The organism is Bradyrhizobium sp. SZCCHNS2022 (genome assembly GCF_032377575.1).
GTDB classification, from domain to species: Bacteria; Pseudomonadota; Alphaproteobacteria; order Rhizobiales; family Xanthobacteraceae; genus Bradyrhizobium; species Bradyrhizobium aeschynomenes.
On record NZ_JAUHHZ010000001.1, the window covers coordinates 2,239,013 to 2,253,842 of the forward strand.

Consider the following 14,830-nt stretch of genomic DNA (forward strand, 5'->3'; position numbering starts at 1 on the left):
CCGCGATCACCATTATGCTCTTCGCTTCCGTTCGCGAATGGCCGCCCTGAGGTTCGTCGCGTCTGGCCATCCGCGAAACCGTCCAACGACGAGCGCAGCCCGGCCTGCGTGGTTGGGAAGCGCCCCACACGAGATGAGGGAGCGAACGACGATGGCCACCTATCACAGCAATGCCGCGGCACATCTGCGGCCCGCCGACGAAGTCGCAGCGGAGATCACGATCCGCACGATCGACTTTTCGAGCCTGACGCGCGCGCTGCGGCTCGGCTGGGATGATTTCAAGGCTGTTCCCAGCCATGCCGTGATGCTGTGCGCGATCTATCCCGTGCTCGGTCTGGTGCTGGCGCGCGCCGTATTCGGCTATGCGGTGCTGCCGTTGCTGTTCCCGCTGGCGGCCGGTTTCGCCCTGCTCGGCCCATTCGCGGCGCTCGGACTCTATGAGCTCAGCAGCCGCCGCGATCGCGGCGAGGAAGCCAGCGCATGGGATGCGTTCGACGTGCTGCGCTCGCCCTCGTTCGGTGCGATGCTGGGACTCGGCACATTGCTGCTCGCACTGTTCGTCACCTGGGTGGCGACGGCGCAGGCGATCTATGTCGCGGTGTTCGGCTATGGCGGCGCGGCCAGTGCGAGCGAGTTCCTTCAGCGCGTGTTCACCACGCCGCAAGGATGGTGGCTGATCGCGGTCGGCTGCGGTGCCGGCTTCCTGTTTGCACTGCTGGCGCTGTGCCTCAGCATCGTCTCGTTCCCCCTGATGCTCGACCGTCATGCCGGCGCACTCGAGGCAGTGGTGACCTCGCTGCGCGTAGCGGCACAGAACCCGATCCCGGTCGCCACCTGGGGCCTGATCGTCGCGGTGCTGCTGGTGGCCGGCACGATCCCGTTCTTCCTGGGCCTCGCGGTGGTGATCCCGGTGCTCGGCCACGCCACCTGGCATCTCTATCGCGAGGCGATCGCGATCCACCCCGACGCCGCGCCGATCATGCGGCCGGCTCCGCGCGGGTCGAAGCCGGCGGCGGATTTTCCCGCGAACCTCTTCCCATGGCGCTCGCGTGACTCGATGTGAGGGCGCACCGATTAGTTGTCATTGCCGCCGGCCCACGGGCCGGCGGCGTCTTGCAGGCCGGCGGTAATGGACGATAGCGGCGCAGTCACGAAAACCGACATCAATGTGATCGGCAGGCCTTGTTGCTGCCGCGGTTGCGCCCGACATGGAGCACGTCCCCACGTCCTATTTTGAGTCCATTGCCGTTCAGGTGTTTCGATGATTGCTCGCGTTCTCACTGCCCCAGCCTTTGCCTGTCTCGCTGTCCTATTGGCCCTCACCTCACCGGCCAGGGCGGCCGTTCCCTGCGGGACCGGAAATTTCGATGCGTGGCTTGCCGAACTCAAGACCGAGGCGGCGGCGAAGGGCATCTCGCAGAATGCGATCAACGCCGCGCTGACGGGCGTCACCCCCGACCCGAGCGTGCTCAATCGCGACCGCGGTCAGAAAGTGTTCAGCCAGACCTTCGAGGAGTTCTCCGGGCGCATGGTGCCGCCGCGCCTGACCCGCGGCTCCAACATGCTCAAGCAATACGGCTCGGTGCTGTCGCGGATCGAGCAGAGCTACGGGGTGCCGGGCGAGGTGCTGGTCGCGATCTGGGGGCTGGAGACCGATTTCGGCGTCAATGTCGGCAAGTTTCCGACCATCCGGGCGCTGGCGACCTTGGCTCATGATTGCCGGCGGGCCGAGCAGTTCCGCGGCGAGTTGATGGACGCCCTGCGCATCGTCGACCGCGGCGATCTCCAGCCTGCCGAGATGCGCGGCGCCTGGGCCGGCGAGATCGGGCAGACGCAATTCATGCCGTCGTCCTGGATGAAATACGCGGTCGATTTCGACGGCAACGGCCGCCGTGACCTGATCCGCAACGTGCCCGACGTGCTCGCCTCCACCGCGAACTATCTGAAGGGCTATGGCTGGCAGAAGGGCAAGGATTGGGAACCCGGCAGCCCGAATTTCGCGATCATTCAGCAGTGGAACAAGAGCGAGGTCTATGCGCGGACGATCGCAACGTTTGCGACCCAGCTGGCGCGGGCGCCGTAGCCTGCGCCATAGAAAAGGCCGATCGCGGTGAGGCGACCGGCCGTGGGTTCGACGATGCGAACGAACGACGCGCTACTTGATCATCCCGGCCTGCATCGCCTTGGTCAGATGAACGCTGCAGGCGCCCATCTTGCCGCTCAGCAGCGCATCCTGGGCCGCCGCGATCTCCCGCTGCGCGGTGTATCTGGCATCGCCATCGGCCATCGCCTCGATCGCGGTCTCCGTCTTTTCCAAGTTGGCCCCGCTGCAGCCGGCGCCGTGCATCCTCGCCGCCTGGGCCGGCCCGAAGATTGTCATCGCCGCGACGGCGAGCGCGGCCCCCAACAGTTTGCTGTTCATTGTTTTTCCTCGCTGGTGCGATGGCGTCGGCATCATTGCCCTCCACCGCGACACTTTGTCGCACCTCCCGGACATTCCAACGAAATGAAATCCTTGCGAGCGGCACGTGATGGCGCCCATCGGCCTGGAGTCGCGGCATCAAATAATGAATATAAATTCATAACCCAGGACCCATGCACTCCGACGAGGCCCGTGGGACGATCGACACTTGATGGCTTCGCAGTCGCAGGGCCGGTCGATCAATTGAGCGACTCGAACGAACGATTGAAAAACCGCATGATTACGGCGGTTTTCGACCGACGCTTACCCGCTGAGCGCCCCTGCCCGATTCTTACTCAAGCGTTACCCAAGCTATGCGCCGACGGTTTAGCTGCATCGCAACATCAACGCTTCCGCATCGCAACAATCTCTTCTATGTTCATTTTAACGATGAGGTTCACACGAAGAACTGAATCGCGAACTAAAGGAGAATTTTCATGTTGCTCTCGCTCATCCGCATGGTCCAGGCGTTCCGTGAGTATCAGCGCAACGTTGCCGAGCTGTCGCAGCTCAGCGATCGCGAACTCGCCGACATCGGTCTCGATCGTTCGGACATTCCGCGCGTTGCCGCTGGCCAATACAACGGCTGATCAAGCCTTCTTCCGATATCGACCGGACATCGCCCGCCTCGCTGCGGGCGTTGCCGTTTCCAGGGCTTCCCACACGCAACACACGCGCCCGGTTTCTCGCACTGAACCGCACTGGCGCATTTGCAGCGGTGAGGAAAAGCGCTACCTGTCCCGCGCATGACAGGCACCAAATCACCTTCCAATACCGTCCACGTTGTCGGCGCCGGCCTCGCCGGCTCCGAAGCCGCCTGGCAGCTTGCTGAGGCCGGGGTCGACGTGGTGCTGCACGAGATGCGGCCCGACCGCATGACCGAGGCACATCGGACCGCCACGCCGGCGGAGCTCGTCTGCTCCAACTCGTTCCGCTCCGACGATGCCGCCAACAACGCCGTCGGCCTGCTGCATGCGGAGATGCGCCGGCTCGGCTCGCTGATCATGCGCGCCGCCGACGCCAACCAGGTCCCGGCCGGTGGTGCGCTGGCGGTCGACCGTGATGGCTTCTCGGCGGCCGTCGCTGCGGCTCTGGAAGGGCATCCCCGCATCGCGCTGCGCCGCGGCGAGATCTCCGGCGTTCCGCCCGCCGATTGGAGCCGGGTCATCATCGCGACCGGTCCCCTCACCGCGCAACCGCTGGCCGAAGCGATCCGTGACCTCACCGACGAGACGGCGCTCGCCTTCTTCGATGCCATTGCGCCGATCGTCCACAAGGACACGATCGACATGTCGAAGGCCTGGTTCCAGTCGCGCTACGACAAGGTTGGTCCGGGCGGCACCGGTGCCGATTACATCAACTGCCCGATGACGAGGGAGCAGTACGATGCCTTCGTCGCCGCGTTGCTCGCAGGTGAAAAGACCGACTTCAAGGAGTGGGAGACCAACACGCCCTATTTCGACGGCTGCCTGCCGATCGAGGTCATGGCGGAGCGCGGCCACGAGACGCTGCGGCATGGCCCGATGAAGCCGGTCGGGTTGACCAATCCGCACGACCCGACGGTCAAGCCGTACGCGATCGTGCAGCTGCGCCAGGACAACAAGCTCGGCACGCTCTACAACATGGTCGGCTTCCAGACGAAGCTGAAATACGGGCCGCAGCAGCAGATCTTCCGCACCATTCCCGGCCTCGAAAACGCGGAGTTCGCCCGCCTCGGCGGCCTGCACCGCAATACGTTTCTGAACTCGCCGAAGCTGCTCGACCAGCAGTTGCGCCTGCGCGTGCAGCCGAGGCTGCGCTTTGCCGGCCAGATGACCGGCTGCGAAGGCTATGTCGAGTCGGCGAGCATCGGGTTGATCGCAGGGCTATACGCCGCTGCCGAAGTGCGCGGCGCGACTCTCCTGCCGCCACCCCCGACCACTGCGCTCGGCGCGCTGCTCGGGCACATCACCGGCGGCCATATCGAGACGATCGACGGTCCGACCCGCTCGTTCCAGCCGATGAACATCAATTTCGGCCTGTTCCCGCCGTTGGCGACCGCCCCGACGCGAAAGCCGGATGGAACACGGCTCAAGGGCAACGAGAAGACGGTCGCAAAGAAGCAGGCGATGAGCGCCCGGGCGCTCGCGGATCTCGATCGCTGGATCGCCGAGCATCTGCGCGTCGCGGCCGCTGCGTGAGAGTCCGATGAGCTTGCCGAAGACCGACTCTGCCTTGCTGGCGGCGCGCTGGAGCGAAGGCGTGCTGCTCAAGCGCGATGTGTTCTCGACCGTGGAGCGTGGCCGCTTCAAGACCGAGGCCGGCGATGTCGATGCGGTGCTCCGCCGGCTCGACGAGGTGCCGTGGTGGTCGTTCGTGCTGGCGCGTCATCTGTTCGCGCGTGAGCGCAAGGCGCTTGCACTCGCCAAGAGGCTCAGCGCCGGGCCCGATCTGTTGTGGGCGGGAGATCGCGCGCTGGTGCGCGGCTTCATCAATGGCGTGGCGCTGCACCTGGCCAAGCCGCACGGCAACGTCGCCTATTTCCGCTCGGCCAAGCAGATGATGCGCCGGCTGCATCGCGCCGGGATCACGCACAACGACCTTGCCAAAGAGCAGAACTGGCTGGTCGGCCATGACGGCCGTTGCTACGTGACGGACTTCCAGCTCGCCGCATGCTTCTCGCATCGCAGCCGGCTGTTCCGGATCGCGGCCTATGAGGATCTGCGCCACCTGCTCAAGCACAAGCGCACCTACGCGCCCGACGCGCTGACGCCGAAAGAGCGCAAGATCCTGGCGCGGAAATCGCTGTTCGCACGCATCTGGCTGATGACGGGCAAGAAGGTCTACCGCGCAATCACTCGCGGCATCTTCAACTTCACCGACCGCGAAGGTGGTGGCCGGCGGCTGGTGAACGACGCGCCGGTGCTGATGGATCTGATTCGCAGGAATCCCGGCGTGCGCGACGCAGCGATCGTCGCCTTCGCCGATCGCCGCACCGGTGTCGGCCTCTATGCCTTCGTCGAGGCCGAGCAGCCTGCGCTTGAAACTCAGTTGCAGGACGAGCTCGCGGCCGCCAGGGGCCCAAAGCCGCCGGAGCACATCCAGGTCGTCCACGCTCTGCCGCGCGACGCCAGCGGCCGGCCCCGCACCGAGCTGCTGCAACTCGTGGCGATGAACCAGATCGACCTGATCGAGCCGATGCTCACCAGCGACAGCGATCGCGCGTTCCTGAAGGACATCCTCGACTCGCGAAAGAACCTGCGCGACCGGTTCAATTTCGAGGCGGACTTGAAGCTGCCCTCGGCCTGAGCGGACGAGACTTCGCAGGCCGCCGGCTGTATCCTGCAAAGCTGCGATGTCGTTGGGGAGGATTGGACCATGAACGTCGAGACCCGCGCGGACACGGCCTTCCAGTCATCCCGCATGGAGATCGTTCCGACGGGCAGCCAGCTCGGTGCCGAGGTCCGGCACGTCGACCTCAAACATCTGGACGACGCGGGGTTCAGCGCCCTGCTCCGCGCCTTCCACCTACATTCCGTGCTGCTGGTGCGCGGCCAAGATCTTTCCGACCAGGATCTGATCGCCTTCAGCCGTCGCTTCGGCGATCTCGACTGGGCGCCTGTCCAGGAGAATGGACGCCGCTTCGTCGACGGACTGCCCGAGATCTACATCGTCTCGAATGTGAAGGTGAATGGCGAGGCCATCGGCAGCCTGGGCGCGGGCGAAGCGGTGTGGCACACCGACATGTCGTATCTCGACACGCCACCGATCGCGAGTGCACTCTATGCGCTGGAGATTCCGCCCGTGGGCGGCAACACCTCGTTCTGCAGCATGTACGCCGTCTATGACGCGCTTCCATCCGATCTGAAGCGCCGTATCGCGGATCTCGAGATCAAGCATGACGGCACCTACAATAGCGGCGGCTTCGTCCGTCAGGGTGTCACGCCGACGGATGATCCGCGGACCTCGCCCGGCGCCATTCATCCCCTGGTCTGCACGCATCCCGAGTCCGGTCGACAGATGCTGTATCTCGGACGCCGTCGCAACGCGTATCTGATCGGCCTCGAGCTTGCCGAGTCGGAGACGCTGCTCGACGAATTGTGGACCTACGTCGCGCGCCCGGACTTCGCTTGGGAACATGTGTGGAAGGTCGGCGATCTCGTCATCTGGGACAATCGCTCGACGATGCATCGGCGCGATCCGTTCGATGATCATGCGCGGCGAATCATGCATCGGACCCAAATCAAGGGAACGCAGCGGCCGCGCTGATTCGCTCGCGCGGCCGACGCGCCCGCCGAAGCGTCATGATGCCTGCGAATGAGTTGCAGGTTGCTTGATATTTCCTCGCGCGCCGCCTTGAAGCGTCCAATTTCTGACTCAGAGCGGCAGAGTGTGCCGACAATCGGCAGATCGTGCCGCGATCCTTCCGCGAATTGCCTCCGAGCCGAAACACCCCCGACAAATTACGATGGTTGATTCCCAGGCGCTGGTGAAACTTGGGAGATGACGCACGTGAGTCTCAGAAGCAACGTTGCTCGAAGCGCTGAAAGCAGCCTCGTCCAGGTCCTCCCGACGGGAAAGGCGCTCGGCGCCGAAGTCTGCAACGTCGATCTCAGATCTTTCGACGACTGGGCGTTCGCTTCGTTCATGCGCGCGCTGCTCAAGCACCAGGTGCTGCTGGTGCGCGGCCAGCGCCTCGGCGAGCGCGACATCTCCGCCTTCAGCCGGCGCTTCGGCCACGCCGATCTGATCTACACATCCCCCGGCACCACGTTCGGCGACCGGCTGTCGTTCTGCAGCCTCTACGCCGCCTATGACGCGCTCTCGCCCGCGTTGCGCAGCCGGGTCGCTCATCTGAAGATTCGCCATCTCACCACCGACACCTCCGACGATGGGCGCCGCACCACCACCGCAGGTCCGGTGCATCCGCTGGTCGGCATTCATGCCGATACGGGCCGCTCGATGCTGGCGCTCGGACAGCGCCGGCATTCCTCCGTCGTCGGGCTCGCCGGGTGCGAGTCCGATGCCCTGCTCGATGATCTCTGGCAGCTTGCCGAGCGGCCCGAGTTCAGCTGGGCCCACACCTGTCGGCCCGGTGATCTCGTCGTCTGGGATACCCGCTGCACGATCCACCGCCACGAGGCGCCCGACATGCCGCGCCTGCTGCATAGCCCGCCGCTCTGGAATGCGATGCCGACGGCGTGAGCCCGCGAAAGGCGTCAACGTCCGCGGTAGCTTGCGGTCCTCGCTGCGCGCCACAGCGTCCACAGCGTCGCGAGGCGTGAGCGGGGCTGCGGCTGGAACGGATCGTCGTTGCGGCGCTCAGCCCGCGTCAGGTCGCGACGAACCAACGCCAGCGGCAACAGAACCGGCCGCACGGCGGGCGGAGCCTCCCGCGCCAGCTCCATCGTGTGATCCAGATGCTGCCGGGCCTGCCCGCGCAGATCGGCCAGCAGGGCCCGGATCGCTGGCGTCGGCTTGCCGGCGAAGATCTCTTCCTGGCCGACACCATGCTGGGAAAGGAGATCAAGCGGCACATAGAGCTGCCGGTGAGCGGCATCCCGCGGCAGCGATGCAATCACCTGCATGATTCCGAGTGCGATTCCCGCGTGATGAGCCAGATGATCCGCGCCGGCGAAGGGGGGCGCGGTGATTTGCGCGGCGAGCGCGAACAGCGCCCCGCGCGTATCGCCGAGATGGCCGTCGAGCGCGGCCATGGTCGGCATGGGATCGTTGTAGAGATCGAACTGATGCTCGTCGACCAGACGCGTCAGCCGCTCGATCGGAAGACCGAAGCGTTGCACGGTCAACAGCAACTCGGCGGCAACGGGATTGCCTTCGACGCCGCCATGCTCGAGGCCCGTCAAGGTGTCGCGCCACCATTGCTGGCGAACCTCGCCCGGCAGCGGCTGCGAGACCAGATCGCGAATCCGGGTGACCTCGACGTTGAACGCATAGAGCGACAGCAATGCCCGTCGGATCTCCGGCCCGACGAACAAGGTCGAGGCGTAACGGTCGAAATCATGCTCCCGTACCAGGCCGGCACAGAACGTGGCATCGCTGTCAGCGCTGGTCTGGCTCATGGGACGGCAATGAGCGCCGCCGCAACCCGGCGCCGCTCGCCGATCATGACGTTGTAGGTGCGGATGGCCGGTCCGGTCTGCATCGCATCGAGCACGACGTTCACGTTGCGCAGCGCCGAGCGCAACGGCGCCGGCGGGATCCAGACCTCGGTCCCGGTCCCGACGATCAGCGTGTCGATCTTGTTCGCTGCATCGAACACGCGCTGCAGCGCATGGCGGTCGATCTGACTCGGCTGGGTGACGTCCCAGGCCCAGATCGAATCCGGCAGGCACAGCAGCGAGCCGCGATGCGACATGTCGGCAAAGGCGAAGCCGCCTTTGCCATAGCCGTCGATCGGCGCGGACCGCGGGAAATGTGGCGTGTCAGCTGACATGCGAGACCAACCTCTCAACCCCGATCCGGGTCCAATGGCTGATCAGGGCTTCTTCTTCGGCTCGTCGACCTGGTCACCCCGGATCGTCCCAACGCCGAGATAGATCAGGATCGGTGCAGCGATGAAGATCGAGGTGTAGGTGCCGACCAGCACGACGCCGAACATCATCACAGCGGTGAAGCTGTGGATCGCCGGGCCGCCGAACAGCAGCAGCGCGAGCAGCGCCAGGGTGACGGTGACGTGGGTGATGATCGAGCGCGACAGCGTCGAATTGATCGACTCGTTGAGCAGCTGCGGCATCGGCATCTTCTTGTAGCGCCTGAGCATCTCGCGGATACGGTCGTAGATGACGACGGTGTCGTTGAGCGAATAGCCGAGGATGGTCAGCAGCGCCGCGATGCTGGTGAGGTCGAAATCGACCTGGCTGATCGACATGAAGCCGATCGTCAGCACGATGTCGTGGACGTTGGCGATCATGGCGCCGAGCGCGAACTGCCACTCGAAGCGGAACCAGAGATAGATCAGGATCGAGACGATCGCGAGCATCAGGCCGAGCATGCCGACGGCCAGGAACTCACCGGAGACGCGCGGACCGACGACCTCGACCCGGCGATACTCGACGGAATCGCCGATCGCCGCCTTCACCTTGTTGGCGGCTTCCTGCTGCGCGGCGTCGCCGCCGGGCTGCTCGGCCACGCGGATCAGCACGCCCTCCGGCCCGCCGAACTGCTGCAGCTGCACCTCGCCGAGCTCGAGCTTGGCCAGCGTCGCGCGCATGCCCGCGATGTCGGCGGGACCCGACTTGGACCGCACCTCCAGCAAGCTGCCGCCGCGGAAGTCGATGCCGAGGTTAAGACCGTGGGTGAAGAACAGCACGATCGCGAGGATCGACAGCGCTGCGGAGATCGGAAAGCTGATGCGCCGGAACTGCGTGAAATCGAAATGCGTGTCGTCGGGAACGATGCGCAGCGACGGCAGCAGGCCGAGCGCGCTGACCACCGTCAGCACCGCGATCAGGATGCCAAGCCCGATGAGAACCCAGTGTGTCACTTTAGCTCCTAGATTGGCACGCTTTGCGGCCGCTTCCACCGCACCCACGCCGCGACGATCAGACGGGTCAGCGTGAAGGCGGTGAAGACCGTGGTGAGGATGCCGATGCCGAGAGTCACGGCAAAGCCGCGCACGGGACCGGTGCCGATGTAGAACAGCACGGCGGCAGCGATGAAGGTGGTGATGTTGGAGTCGAGAATCGTCGCCAGCGCCCGCTTGAAGCCGGCGTCGATCGCCGAGATCGCGTTGCGGCCGCCGCGCAGCTCCTCGCGGATGCGCTCATAGATCAGCACGTTCGAGTCGACGGCGATGCCGACGGTGAGCACGATGCCGGCGATGCCGGGCAGCGTCAGCGTGGCATTGAGCAGCGACAGCACGCCGAAGATCATCGCGACGTTGACCACCACGGCAATGTTCGCGAATACGCCGAACAGCCGGTAGGTCACCAGCATGAACACGATGACCAGGATCGAGCCGACATAAGACGCGAGCTCTCCCTTGGCGATCGAGTCGGCGCCGAGGCCGGGACCGACGGTGCGCTCCTCGATGACCGTCAGCGGCGCCGGCAGCGCGCCGGCGCGCAGCAGGATCGCCAGCTCGTTGGCCGACTGCACGGTGAAATTGCCGGAGATCTGGCCCGAACCGCCGGTGATCGGCTCGCGGATGACCGGCGCCGAGATCACCTTGTTGTCGAGCACGATCGCGAATGGCTGGCCGACATTCTCGGTCGTCGCCTGTGCGAATTTGCGGGCGCCGGCCGAGTTGAAGCGGAACGAGACGATCGGCTCGTTGGTGCGCTGGTCGAACCCGGTCTGCGCGTCGGACAGATCGCCGCCGGAAACCAGCACCTGCTTCTTCACGACATAAGGCTGGTTCGGCGGCGAGGCACTCTGCAGCACTTCGGAATCCGACGGCACCCGCCCTTGCAGCGCCTGCTCGGGCGACACCGTGGTGTCGACCATGCGGAATTCCATCTTCGCCGTCCGGCCGAGCAGGTTCTTCAGCTGGGTCGGATCCTGCAGACCGGGCACCTGCACCAGGATGCGGTCGGTGCCTTGGCGCTGGATCACCGGCTCGACGGTGCCGAGCTCGTTGATGCGGCGCTCGACGATCTGGATCGACTGCTCGATCGTCTGGCGGACGCGCTCGGTGATGGCAGCCTGCGGGATCACCAGCCTGATCACACTGCCGCCGGCGTCGCTGACTTCGAGGCTGCGCTGGCCGCTCGATCCCAGCAGGCCGCCAAGTGGCTGGGAGAGATCGCGCAGCTTGGACAGCGCGGTCGGGACGTCGGCATCCTTGGTGATGCGGACCTCGACGCCGTCACCCTTGCTTGCCAATCCGGTGTAGCCGATCTTGGCATCGCGGAGCGTCCGGCGCACGTCATCGCGCACGGAATCGAGCCGCTCCTTCTTGACGTAGTTGGAGTCGACTTCGAGCAGCAGATAGGAGCCACCCTGCAGATCGAGACCGAGGACGATGTGACGCTGCGCCCAGGCCGGCCAGGTCTTGACCGTCGCTTCGGGGAAAAAGTTGGGCACCGCGCACAGGCACACCACGAGCGCCGTGAGGATGATGCCCAGCGCCTTCCACCGCGTGAAATACAACATGAGAGGTGTCCGTAAGGGCCGAAAGGCGGCCCGGGAAATCAGAACATCAGAGGAGGACCGGCGTGACGCCGGCCAAGCCGAAATCAGCTCGCGGCCTTTTCGTCCTTCTTGTCGTCCTTCGCATCCGCCTTGGCGGGCTCGCCCTTGGTGCGGACGCCCGTGATCATCTGGCGCATCTGGCGCACGCGGATGCCGTCCGCAATCTCGAACTCGACCTGGTCGTCGTCGACGACCTTGGTGACCTTGCCGACCAGACCGCCCTGGGTCACGATCGTGTCGCCGCGGCGGACGTTCTTGACGAGATCGGCGTGCTCTTTGACCTTCTTCTGCTGCGGCCGCAGGATCAGGAAGTACATGATCACGAAGATCAGCGCGAACGGCAGCAGCGACATCAGCATGCTGTTGGTATCGCCAGCGCCGGCGGCCTGGGCATAGGCAGGGGTAATCAGCATGTGGTCGATCCTCGAGGGCCAGTGCCCGGTGAGACGGAAATAGCCGGCGAACCACGCTGCTCTCGGCGCGGGCCGGCCTCTTGCGAATTTCGCGCGGAATATAACGGCCGCGGTCCCAATAGCAAGGCGCCCGGTCCCTTGATTTCCTCCGCTTGCGGCCGCCCCCGAGGCCCGATATGGCTGCCTCATCAGGAACTTGCAGCATGTCGAAAAAACCAGCCAAAGCCCCGCCCCACAGCCCCGCCAAAACGATCGCCAGACCCGTCGCCAAGCCTCCCCGGTCCGCGGTGAAAGAGCCGTCGAAGGTCGCGGCAAAACGTCCCGCCGGCGCGGCTGCCGACGACACGCCGGAGCGGATCGCCCGCGCGCTGGAAGCGATCGCGGCGCATCTGGCCGCAACTCATGCGGGTGCCGCACCTGCGCTCGACCTGAATGCCGCCGACGCCTTCGTCTGGCATCCGGACGGCCGGCTCTCGACCGTGCCGCGCGTCAGCCGCGTCGAGATCGATCTGCTCAAGGGTATCGACCGGATGCGCGACATCCTGATCGAGAACACCGAGCGCTTCGCCAACGGCCTGCCCGCCAACAACGCCCTGTTGTGGGGCGCGCGCGGCATGGGCAAGTCGTCGCTGGTGAAGGCCGCCCATGCCAGCATCAACGTCGCGCGCAAGCCGGCCGACCGCCTGAAGCTGATCGAGATCCACCGCGAGGACATCGAGAGCCTGCCGGCGCTGATGGACATCCTGCGGGCGGCCCCGTTCCACTTCATCGTGTTCTGCGACGACCTGTCGTTCGACGGCAATGATGCATCCTACAAGTCGCTGAAGGCAGTGCTCGAAGGCGGCATCGAGGGCCGGCCCGAGAACGTCATTCTCTACGCAACCTCGAATCGCCGCCACCTGCTTGCCCGCGACATGATCGAGAACGAGCGCTCGACCGCGATCAATCCGGGCGAAGCGGTCGAGGAGAAGGTCTCGCTATCGGACCGCTTCGGCCTGTGGCTTGGTTTCCACCGCTGCAGCCAGGACGAGTACCTCGCGATGGTCCGGGGCTATTGCAGCCATTTCGACATCGCGGTCGCCGAGGATCAGTTGGAGCGCGAGGCGCTGGAATGGGCCACCACGCGCGGCTCACGCTCGGGCCGCGTCGCCTGGCAGTTCACACAGGACCTCGCCGGCCGGCTCGGCGTGCGGCTGAGCGCGAGGTAACGGCGAACTTCGCCAGCCCTCGCGGGCGACGACGTCTGGATGCGTGGCACTCAGCCAGCCTCAGCCACCGTGATTGCGGCGATCTCCCCGCCCCACACTAGCCCGAACTAGAAGGGCTCGCCGAAAGGCGAGCCCTAGCACCGGACGGCGGCAGGCGCTCTCGCCTATGCCCCATTGAGGAATTGCAGCGGGTCAACCGGGGACGAACCCTTGCGGATCTCGAAGTGGAGCTGCGGCGATCCGACTTCTCCCGATTGACCCGACTTGGCAATGACCTGGCCGCGCTTGATCGGATCACCGCGCTTCACCATCAGCTCACTCGCATGGGCATATGCGGTGACATAGCCGTTGGAATGCCGCACCAGAACCAGGTTGCCGTAACCTTTCAATTCATTGCCGGCATAGGCCACGACGCCATCCTCGGCGGCCTTCACCGGGGTGCCCTCGGGCACGGCGATGTTGATGCCGTCATTGGATTTGCCATTGGTCTTGGCGCCATAGCTCGTGATCACCTTGCCGCGCGCCGGCCAGCGGAACGTCGGCAGCGAGCTCGTCGTCTCGGCCGGGCGCGCCGGCTCCTCCTCTTTCTCGGGCGCCGGATTGGCCTGGGCCAGCCGGGCGCTCTGCACCGGACCCGCTGCCGTCGCCACACGCGTGGTCGGGACCGGGGCGGGCACGGTCGCAACCGCCTGGGGAACGGTTGCGACCGGAGCCACGGGCGCAGCAACCGCTGCGACCTTGCCAGGGACGGTCAACCTGGCACCGAGCTTCAGGGGCGAAGCCTGATCGAGATTGTTGGCGCGCGCGAGCTCCGCGGCCGAGAGGTGATTCTGGCGCGCGATGCTGGCCAGCGTGTCGCCGCGATTGACGAAGTGGACGGTAGACGGCGTGGCGGGCGCCGCGACCGCCATCTGCCGCGGCGCCATCGGAGCCGCAGCAACCGGCGTTGCGACCGGCTGCACCGCGGGCGCAGCCGCGACCGTGCCGGGATGCGGGATGATCAGCTGCTGTCCCGGCGACAACGCACGCGGCCCCTTGTAGCCGTTGGCAGCCAGGATCTCAGCCGGCGTGACGCGATAGCGCCGGGCAAGGATATCGAGCGTATCGCTGGTGCCGACGATGATCTTCGTGCCGGCCGGGGGACGTGCCGCAGCGACCGAGCGCGGCGGCACCGTGCCGGTGGTCTCGAGCTGCGGGCGGGCCGGCGGGGCGTAGGCATGGGCCGGCGGCGCATAGGCCTGAGGCGCCGGGACCGACGCAGGCGGCGCGTAGGACGCGACGCCGCGACCGCCGGACGCGACGCCTCCCGGGCTGCCGCCGGACGGATAGGATTGCGGCGCCCCGACGGCCGGTGGCGGCAGCGCCGAAGACGAATAGGTCGGCACCGGCGCGGGCGCCGGGGTGTATTGCTGGTGCTGCCGGGCCGGCTGCGCCTGAACCGAGCCGGTGGAGTCGGAAGCAAAGGGGTTGGAAAAAGGATTTTGCGTCTGCGACAGCCGCGTCGACATATCGGCGCTGCAGCCGGCAACGCCGAACGACATCAGCGCCAACGCCGCAACCTGCGGCAGGCGGCGCGAGCGAGGCAACTCGACGATAGCGGGCATGGTTACTCA

At 65.8% G+C, this 14,830-nt stretch carries 15 protein-coding genes; 8 read left to right on the top strand and 7 right to left on the bottom strand.

What is annotated here, in order from left to right; genetic code table 11:
- Positions 1-151: 151 nt before the first annotated feature.
- Positions 152-1,063, top strand: a complete 912-nt coding sequence (locus tag QXZ94_RS09925; protein ID WP_315720257.1) for a DUF2189 domain-containing protein — start codon at positions 152-154, stop codon at positions 1,061-1,063.
- Between the two features lie 198 nt (positions 1,064-1,261).
- Positions 1,262-2,083, top strand: a complete 822-nt coding sequence (locus QXZ94_RS09930) for a lytic murein transglycosylase (protein ID WP_315720258.1) — start codon at positions 1,262-1,264, stop codon at positions 2,081-2,083.
- A 72-nt stretch (positions 2,084-2,155) separates the two neighbouring features.
- Here QXZ94_RS09930 and QXZ94_RS09935 read toward each other — a convergent pair whose 3' ends face one another.
- Positions 2,156-2,422: a hypothetical protein gene (locus QXZ94_RS09935; protein WP_315720259.1), complete on the bottom strand. Its 267-nt coding sequence runs from the start codon at positions 2,420-2,422 to the stop codon at positions 2,156-2,158.
- 476 nt (positions 2,423-2,898) lie between these two features.
- Here QXZ94_RS09935 and QXZ94_RS09940 point away from each other — a divergent pair, with 476 nt between their 5' ends.
- The 5 genes from QXZ94_RS09940 to QXZ94_RS09960 all read left to right on the top strand — a co-directional run bounded on the left by QXZ94_RS09940 (position 2,899) and on the right by QXZ94_RS09960 (position 7,645).
- The gene (locus QXZ94_RS09940) at positions 2,899-3,051 is read left to right on the top strand and encodes a DUF1127 domain-containing protein (protein WP_172108605.1); all 153 of its coding nucleotides are present in this window, start codon (positions 2,899-2,901) and stop codon (positions 3,049-3,051) included.
- A gap of 156 nt (positions 3,052-3,207) precedes the next feature.
- A complete protein-coding gene (gene trmFO, locus QXZ94_RS09945; RefSeq protein WP_315720260.1) occupies positions 3,208-4,641 on the top strand; it encodes a methylenetetrahydrofolate--tRNA-(uracil(54)-C(5))-methyltransferase (FADH(2)-oxidizing) TrmFO in 1,434 nt (477 codons plus the stop codon).
- 7 nt (positions 4,642-4,648) lie between these two features.
- Positions 4,649-5,749 carry an AMP-binding enzyme gene (locus QXZ94_RS09950; RefSeq protein WP_315720261.1) on the top strand — a complete coding sequence of 367 codons (1,101 nt, stop codon included), beginning with the start codon at positions 4,649-4,651 and terminating at the stop codon, positions 5,747-5,749.
- A 69-nt stretch (positions 5,750-5,818) separates the two neighbouring features.
- Entirely contained in the window at positions 5,819-6,709 is an 891-nt protein-coding gene (locus QXZ94_RS09955; RefSeq protein WP_315720262.1) for a TauD/TfdA family dioxygenase, read from the top strand.
- Positions 6,710-6,952: 243 nt separating this feature from the next.
- Positions 6,953-7,645, top strand: a complete 693-nt coding sequence (locus QXZ94_RS09960) for a TauD/TfdA family dioxygenase (RefSeq protein WP_315720263.1) — start codon at positions 6,953-6,955, stop codon at positions 7,643-7,645.
- A 14-nt stretch (positions 7,646-7,659) separates the two neighbouring features.
- Here QXZ94_RS09960 and QXZ94_RS09965 read toward each other — a convergent pair whose 3' ends face one another.
- From QXZ94_RS09965 to yajC, 5 genes are all read right to left on the bottom strand, one after another.
- Positions 7,660-8,523, bottom strand: coding sequence for a phytoene/squalene synthase family protein (locus tag QXZ94_RS09965; protein WP_315720264.1), 864 nt, complete (start codon positions 8,521-8,523; stop codon positions 7,660-7,662).
- Entirely contained in the window at positions 8,520-8,897 is a 378-nt protein-coding gene (locus tag QXZ94_RS09970) for an Mth938-like domain-containing protein (protein ID WP_315720265.1), read from the bottom strand. Before QXZ94_RS09970 ends, QXZ94_RS09965 begins: the two co-directional genes overlap by 4 nt.
- 42 nt (positions 8,898-8,939) lie before the next feature.
- Entirely contained in the window at positions 8,940-9,947 is a 1,008-nt protein-coding gene (gene secF / locus QXZ94_RS09975; protein WP_172133172.1) for a protein translocase subunit SecF, read from the bottom strand.
- Positions 9,948-9,955: 8 nt separating this feature from the next.
- The gene (secD, locus tag QXZ94_RS09980; RefSeq protein WP_315720266.1) at positions 9,956-11,557 is read right to left on the bottom strand and encodes a protein translocase subunit SecD; all 1,602 of its coding nucleotides are present in this window, start codon (positions 11,555-11,557) and stop codon (positions 9,956-9,958) included.
- Between the two features lie 83 nt (positions 11,558-11,640).
- On the bottom strand, positions 11,641-12,009 hold the full coding sequence (yajC, locus tag QXZ94_RS09985) for a preprotein translocase subunit YajC (protein ID WP_172108587.1): 369 nt from the start codon (positions 12,007-12,009) through the stop codon (positions 11,641-11,643).
- A 203-nt stretch (positions 12,010-12,212) separates the two neighbouring features.
- Here yajC and QXZ94_RS09990 point away from each other — a divergent pair, with 203 nt between their 5' ends.
- Positions 12,213-13,217: an ATP-binding protein gene (locus tag QXZ94_RS09990; RefSeq protein ID WP_315720267.1), complete on the top strand. Its 1,005-nt coding sequence runs from the start codon at positions 12,213-12,215 to the stop codon at positions 13,215-13,217.
- Positions 13,218-13,381: 164 nt separating this feature from the next.
- Here the strand turns inward: QXZ94_RS09990 and QXZ94_RS09995 are convergent, their stop codons facing one another.
- Positions 13,382-14,821, bottom strand: coding sequence for a peptidoglycan DD-metalloendopeptidase family protein (locus QXZ94_RS09995; RefSeq protein WP_315720268.1), 1,440 nt, complete (start codon positions 14,819-14,821; stop codon positions 13,382-13,384).
- Positions 14,822-14,830 lie beyond the last annotated feature (9 nt).

Excerpts from the sequence above, each read along its gene's own strand:
- QXZ94_RS09925 (WP_315720257.1), top strand. The coding sequence starts at position 152 with ATGGCCACCTATCACAGCAATGCCGCGGCACATCTGCGGCCCGCCGAC.
- QXZ94_RS09930 (WP_315720258.1), top strand. The coding sequence starts at position 1,262 with ATGATTGCTCGCGTTCTCACTGCCCCAGCCTTTGCCTGTCTCGCTGTC.
- QXZ94_RS09935 (WP_315720259.1), bottom strand. The coding sequence starts at position 2,422 with ATGAACAGCAAACTGTTGGGGGCCGCGCTCGCCGTCGCGGCGATGACA.
- QXZ94_RS09940 (WP_172108605.1), top strand. The coding sequence starts at position 2,899 with ATGTTGCTCTCGCTCATCCGCATGGTCCAGGCGTTCCGTGAGTATCAG.
- trmFO (WP_315720260.1), top strand. The coding sequence starts at position 3,208 with ATGACAGGCACCAAATCACCTTCCAATACCGTCCACGTTGTCGGCGCC.
- QXZ94_RS09950 (WP_315720261.1), top strand. The coding sequence starts at position 4,649 with ATGAGCTTGCCGAAGACCGACTCTGCCTTGCTGGCGGCGCGCTGGAGC.
- QXZ94_RS09955 (WP_315720262.1), top strand. The coding sequence starts at position 5,819 with ATGAACGTCGAGACCCGCGCGGACACGGCCTTCCAGTCATCCCGCATG.
- QXZ94_RS09965 (WP_315720264.1), bottom strand. The coding sequence starts at position 8,523 with ATGAGCCAGACCAGCGCTGACAGCGATGCCACGTTCTGTGCCGGCCTG.
- QXZ94_RS09970 (WP_315720265.1), bottom strand. The coding sequence starts at position 8,897 with ATGTCAGCTGACACGCCACATTTCCCGCGGTCCGCGCCGATCGACGGC.
- secD (WP_315720266.1), bottom strand. The coding sequence starts at position 11,557 with ATGTTGTATTTCACGCGGTGGAAGGCGCTGGGCATCATCCTCACGGCG.
- yajC (WP_172108587.1), bottom strand. The coding sequence starts at position 12,009 with ATGCTGATTACCCCTGCCTATGCCCAGGCCGCCGGCGCTGGCGATACC.
- QXZ94_RS09990 (WP_315720267.1), top strand. The coding sequence starts at position 12,213 with ATGTCGAAAAAACCAGCCAAAGCCCCGCCCCACAGCCCCGCCAAAACG.
- QXZ94_RS09995 (WP_315720268.1), bottom strand. The coding sequence starts at position 14,821 with ATGCCCGCTATCGTCGAGTTGCCTCGCTCGCGCCGCCTGCCGCAGGTT.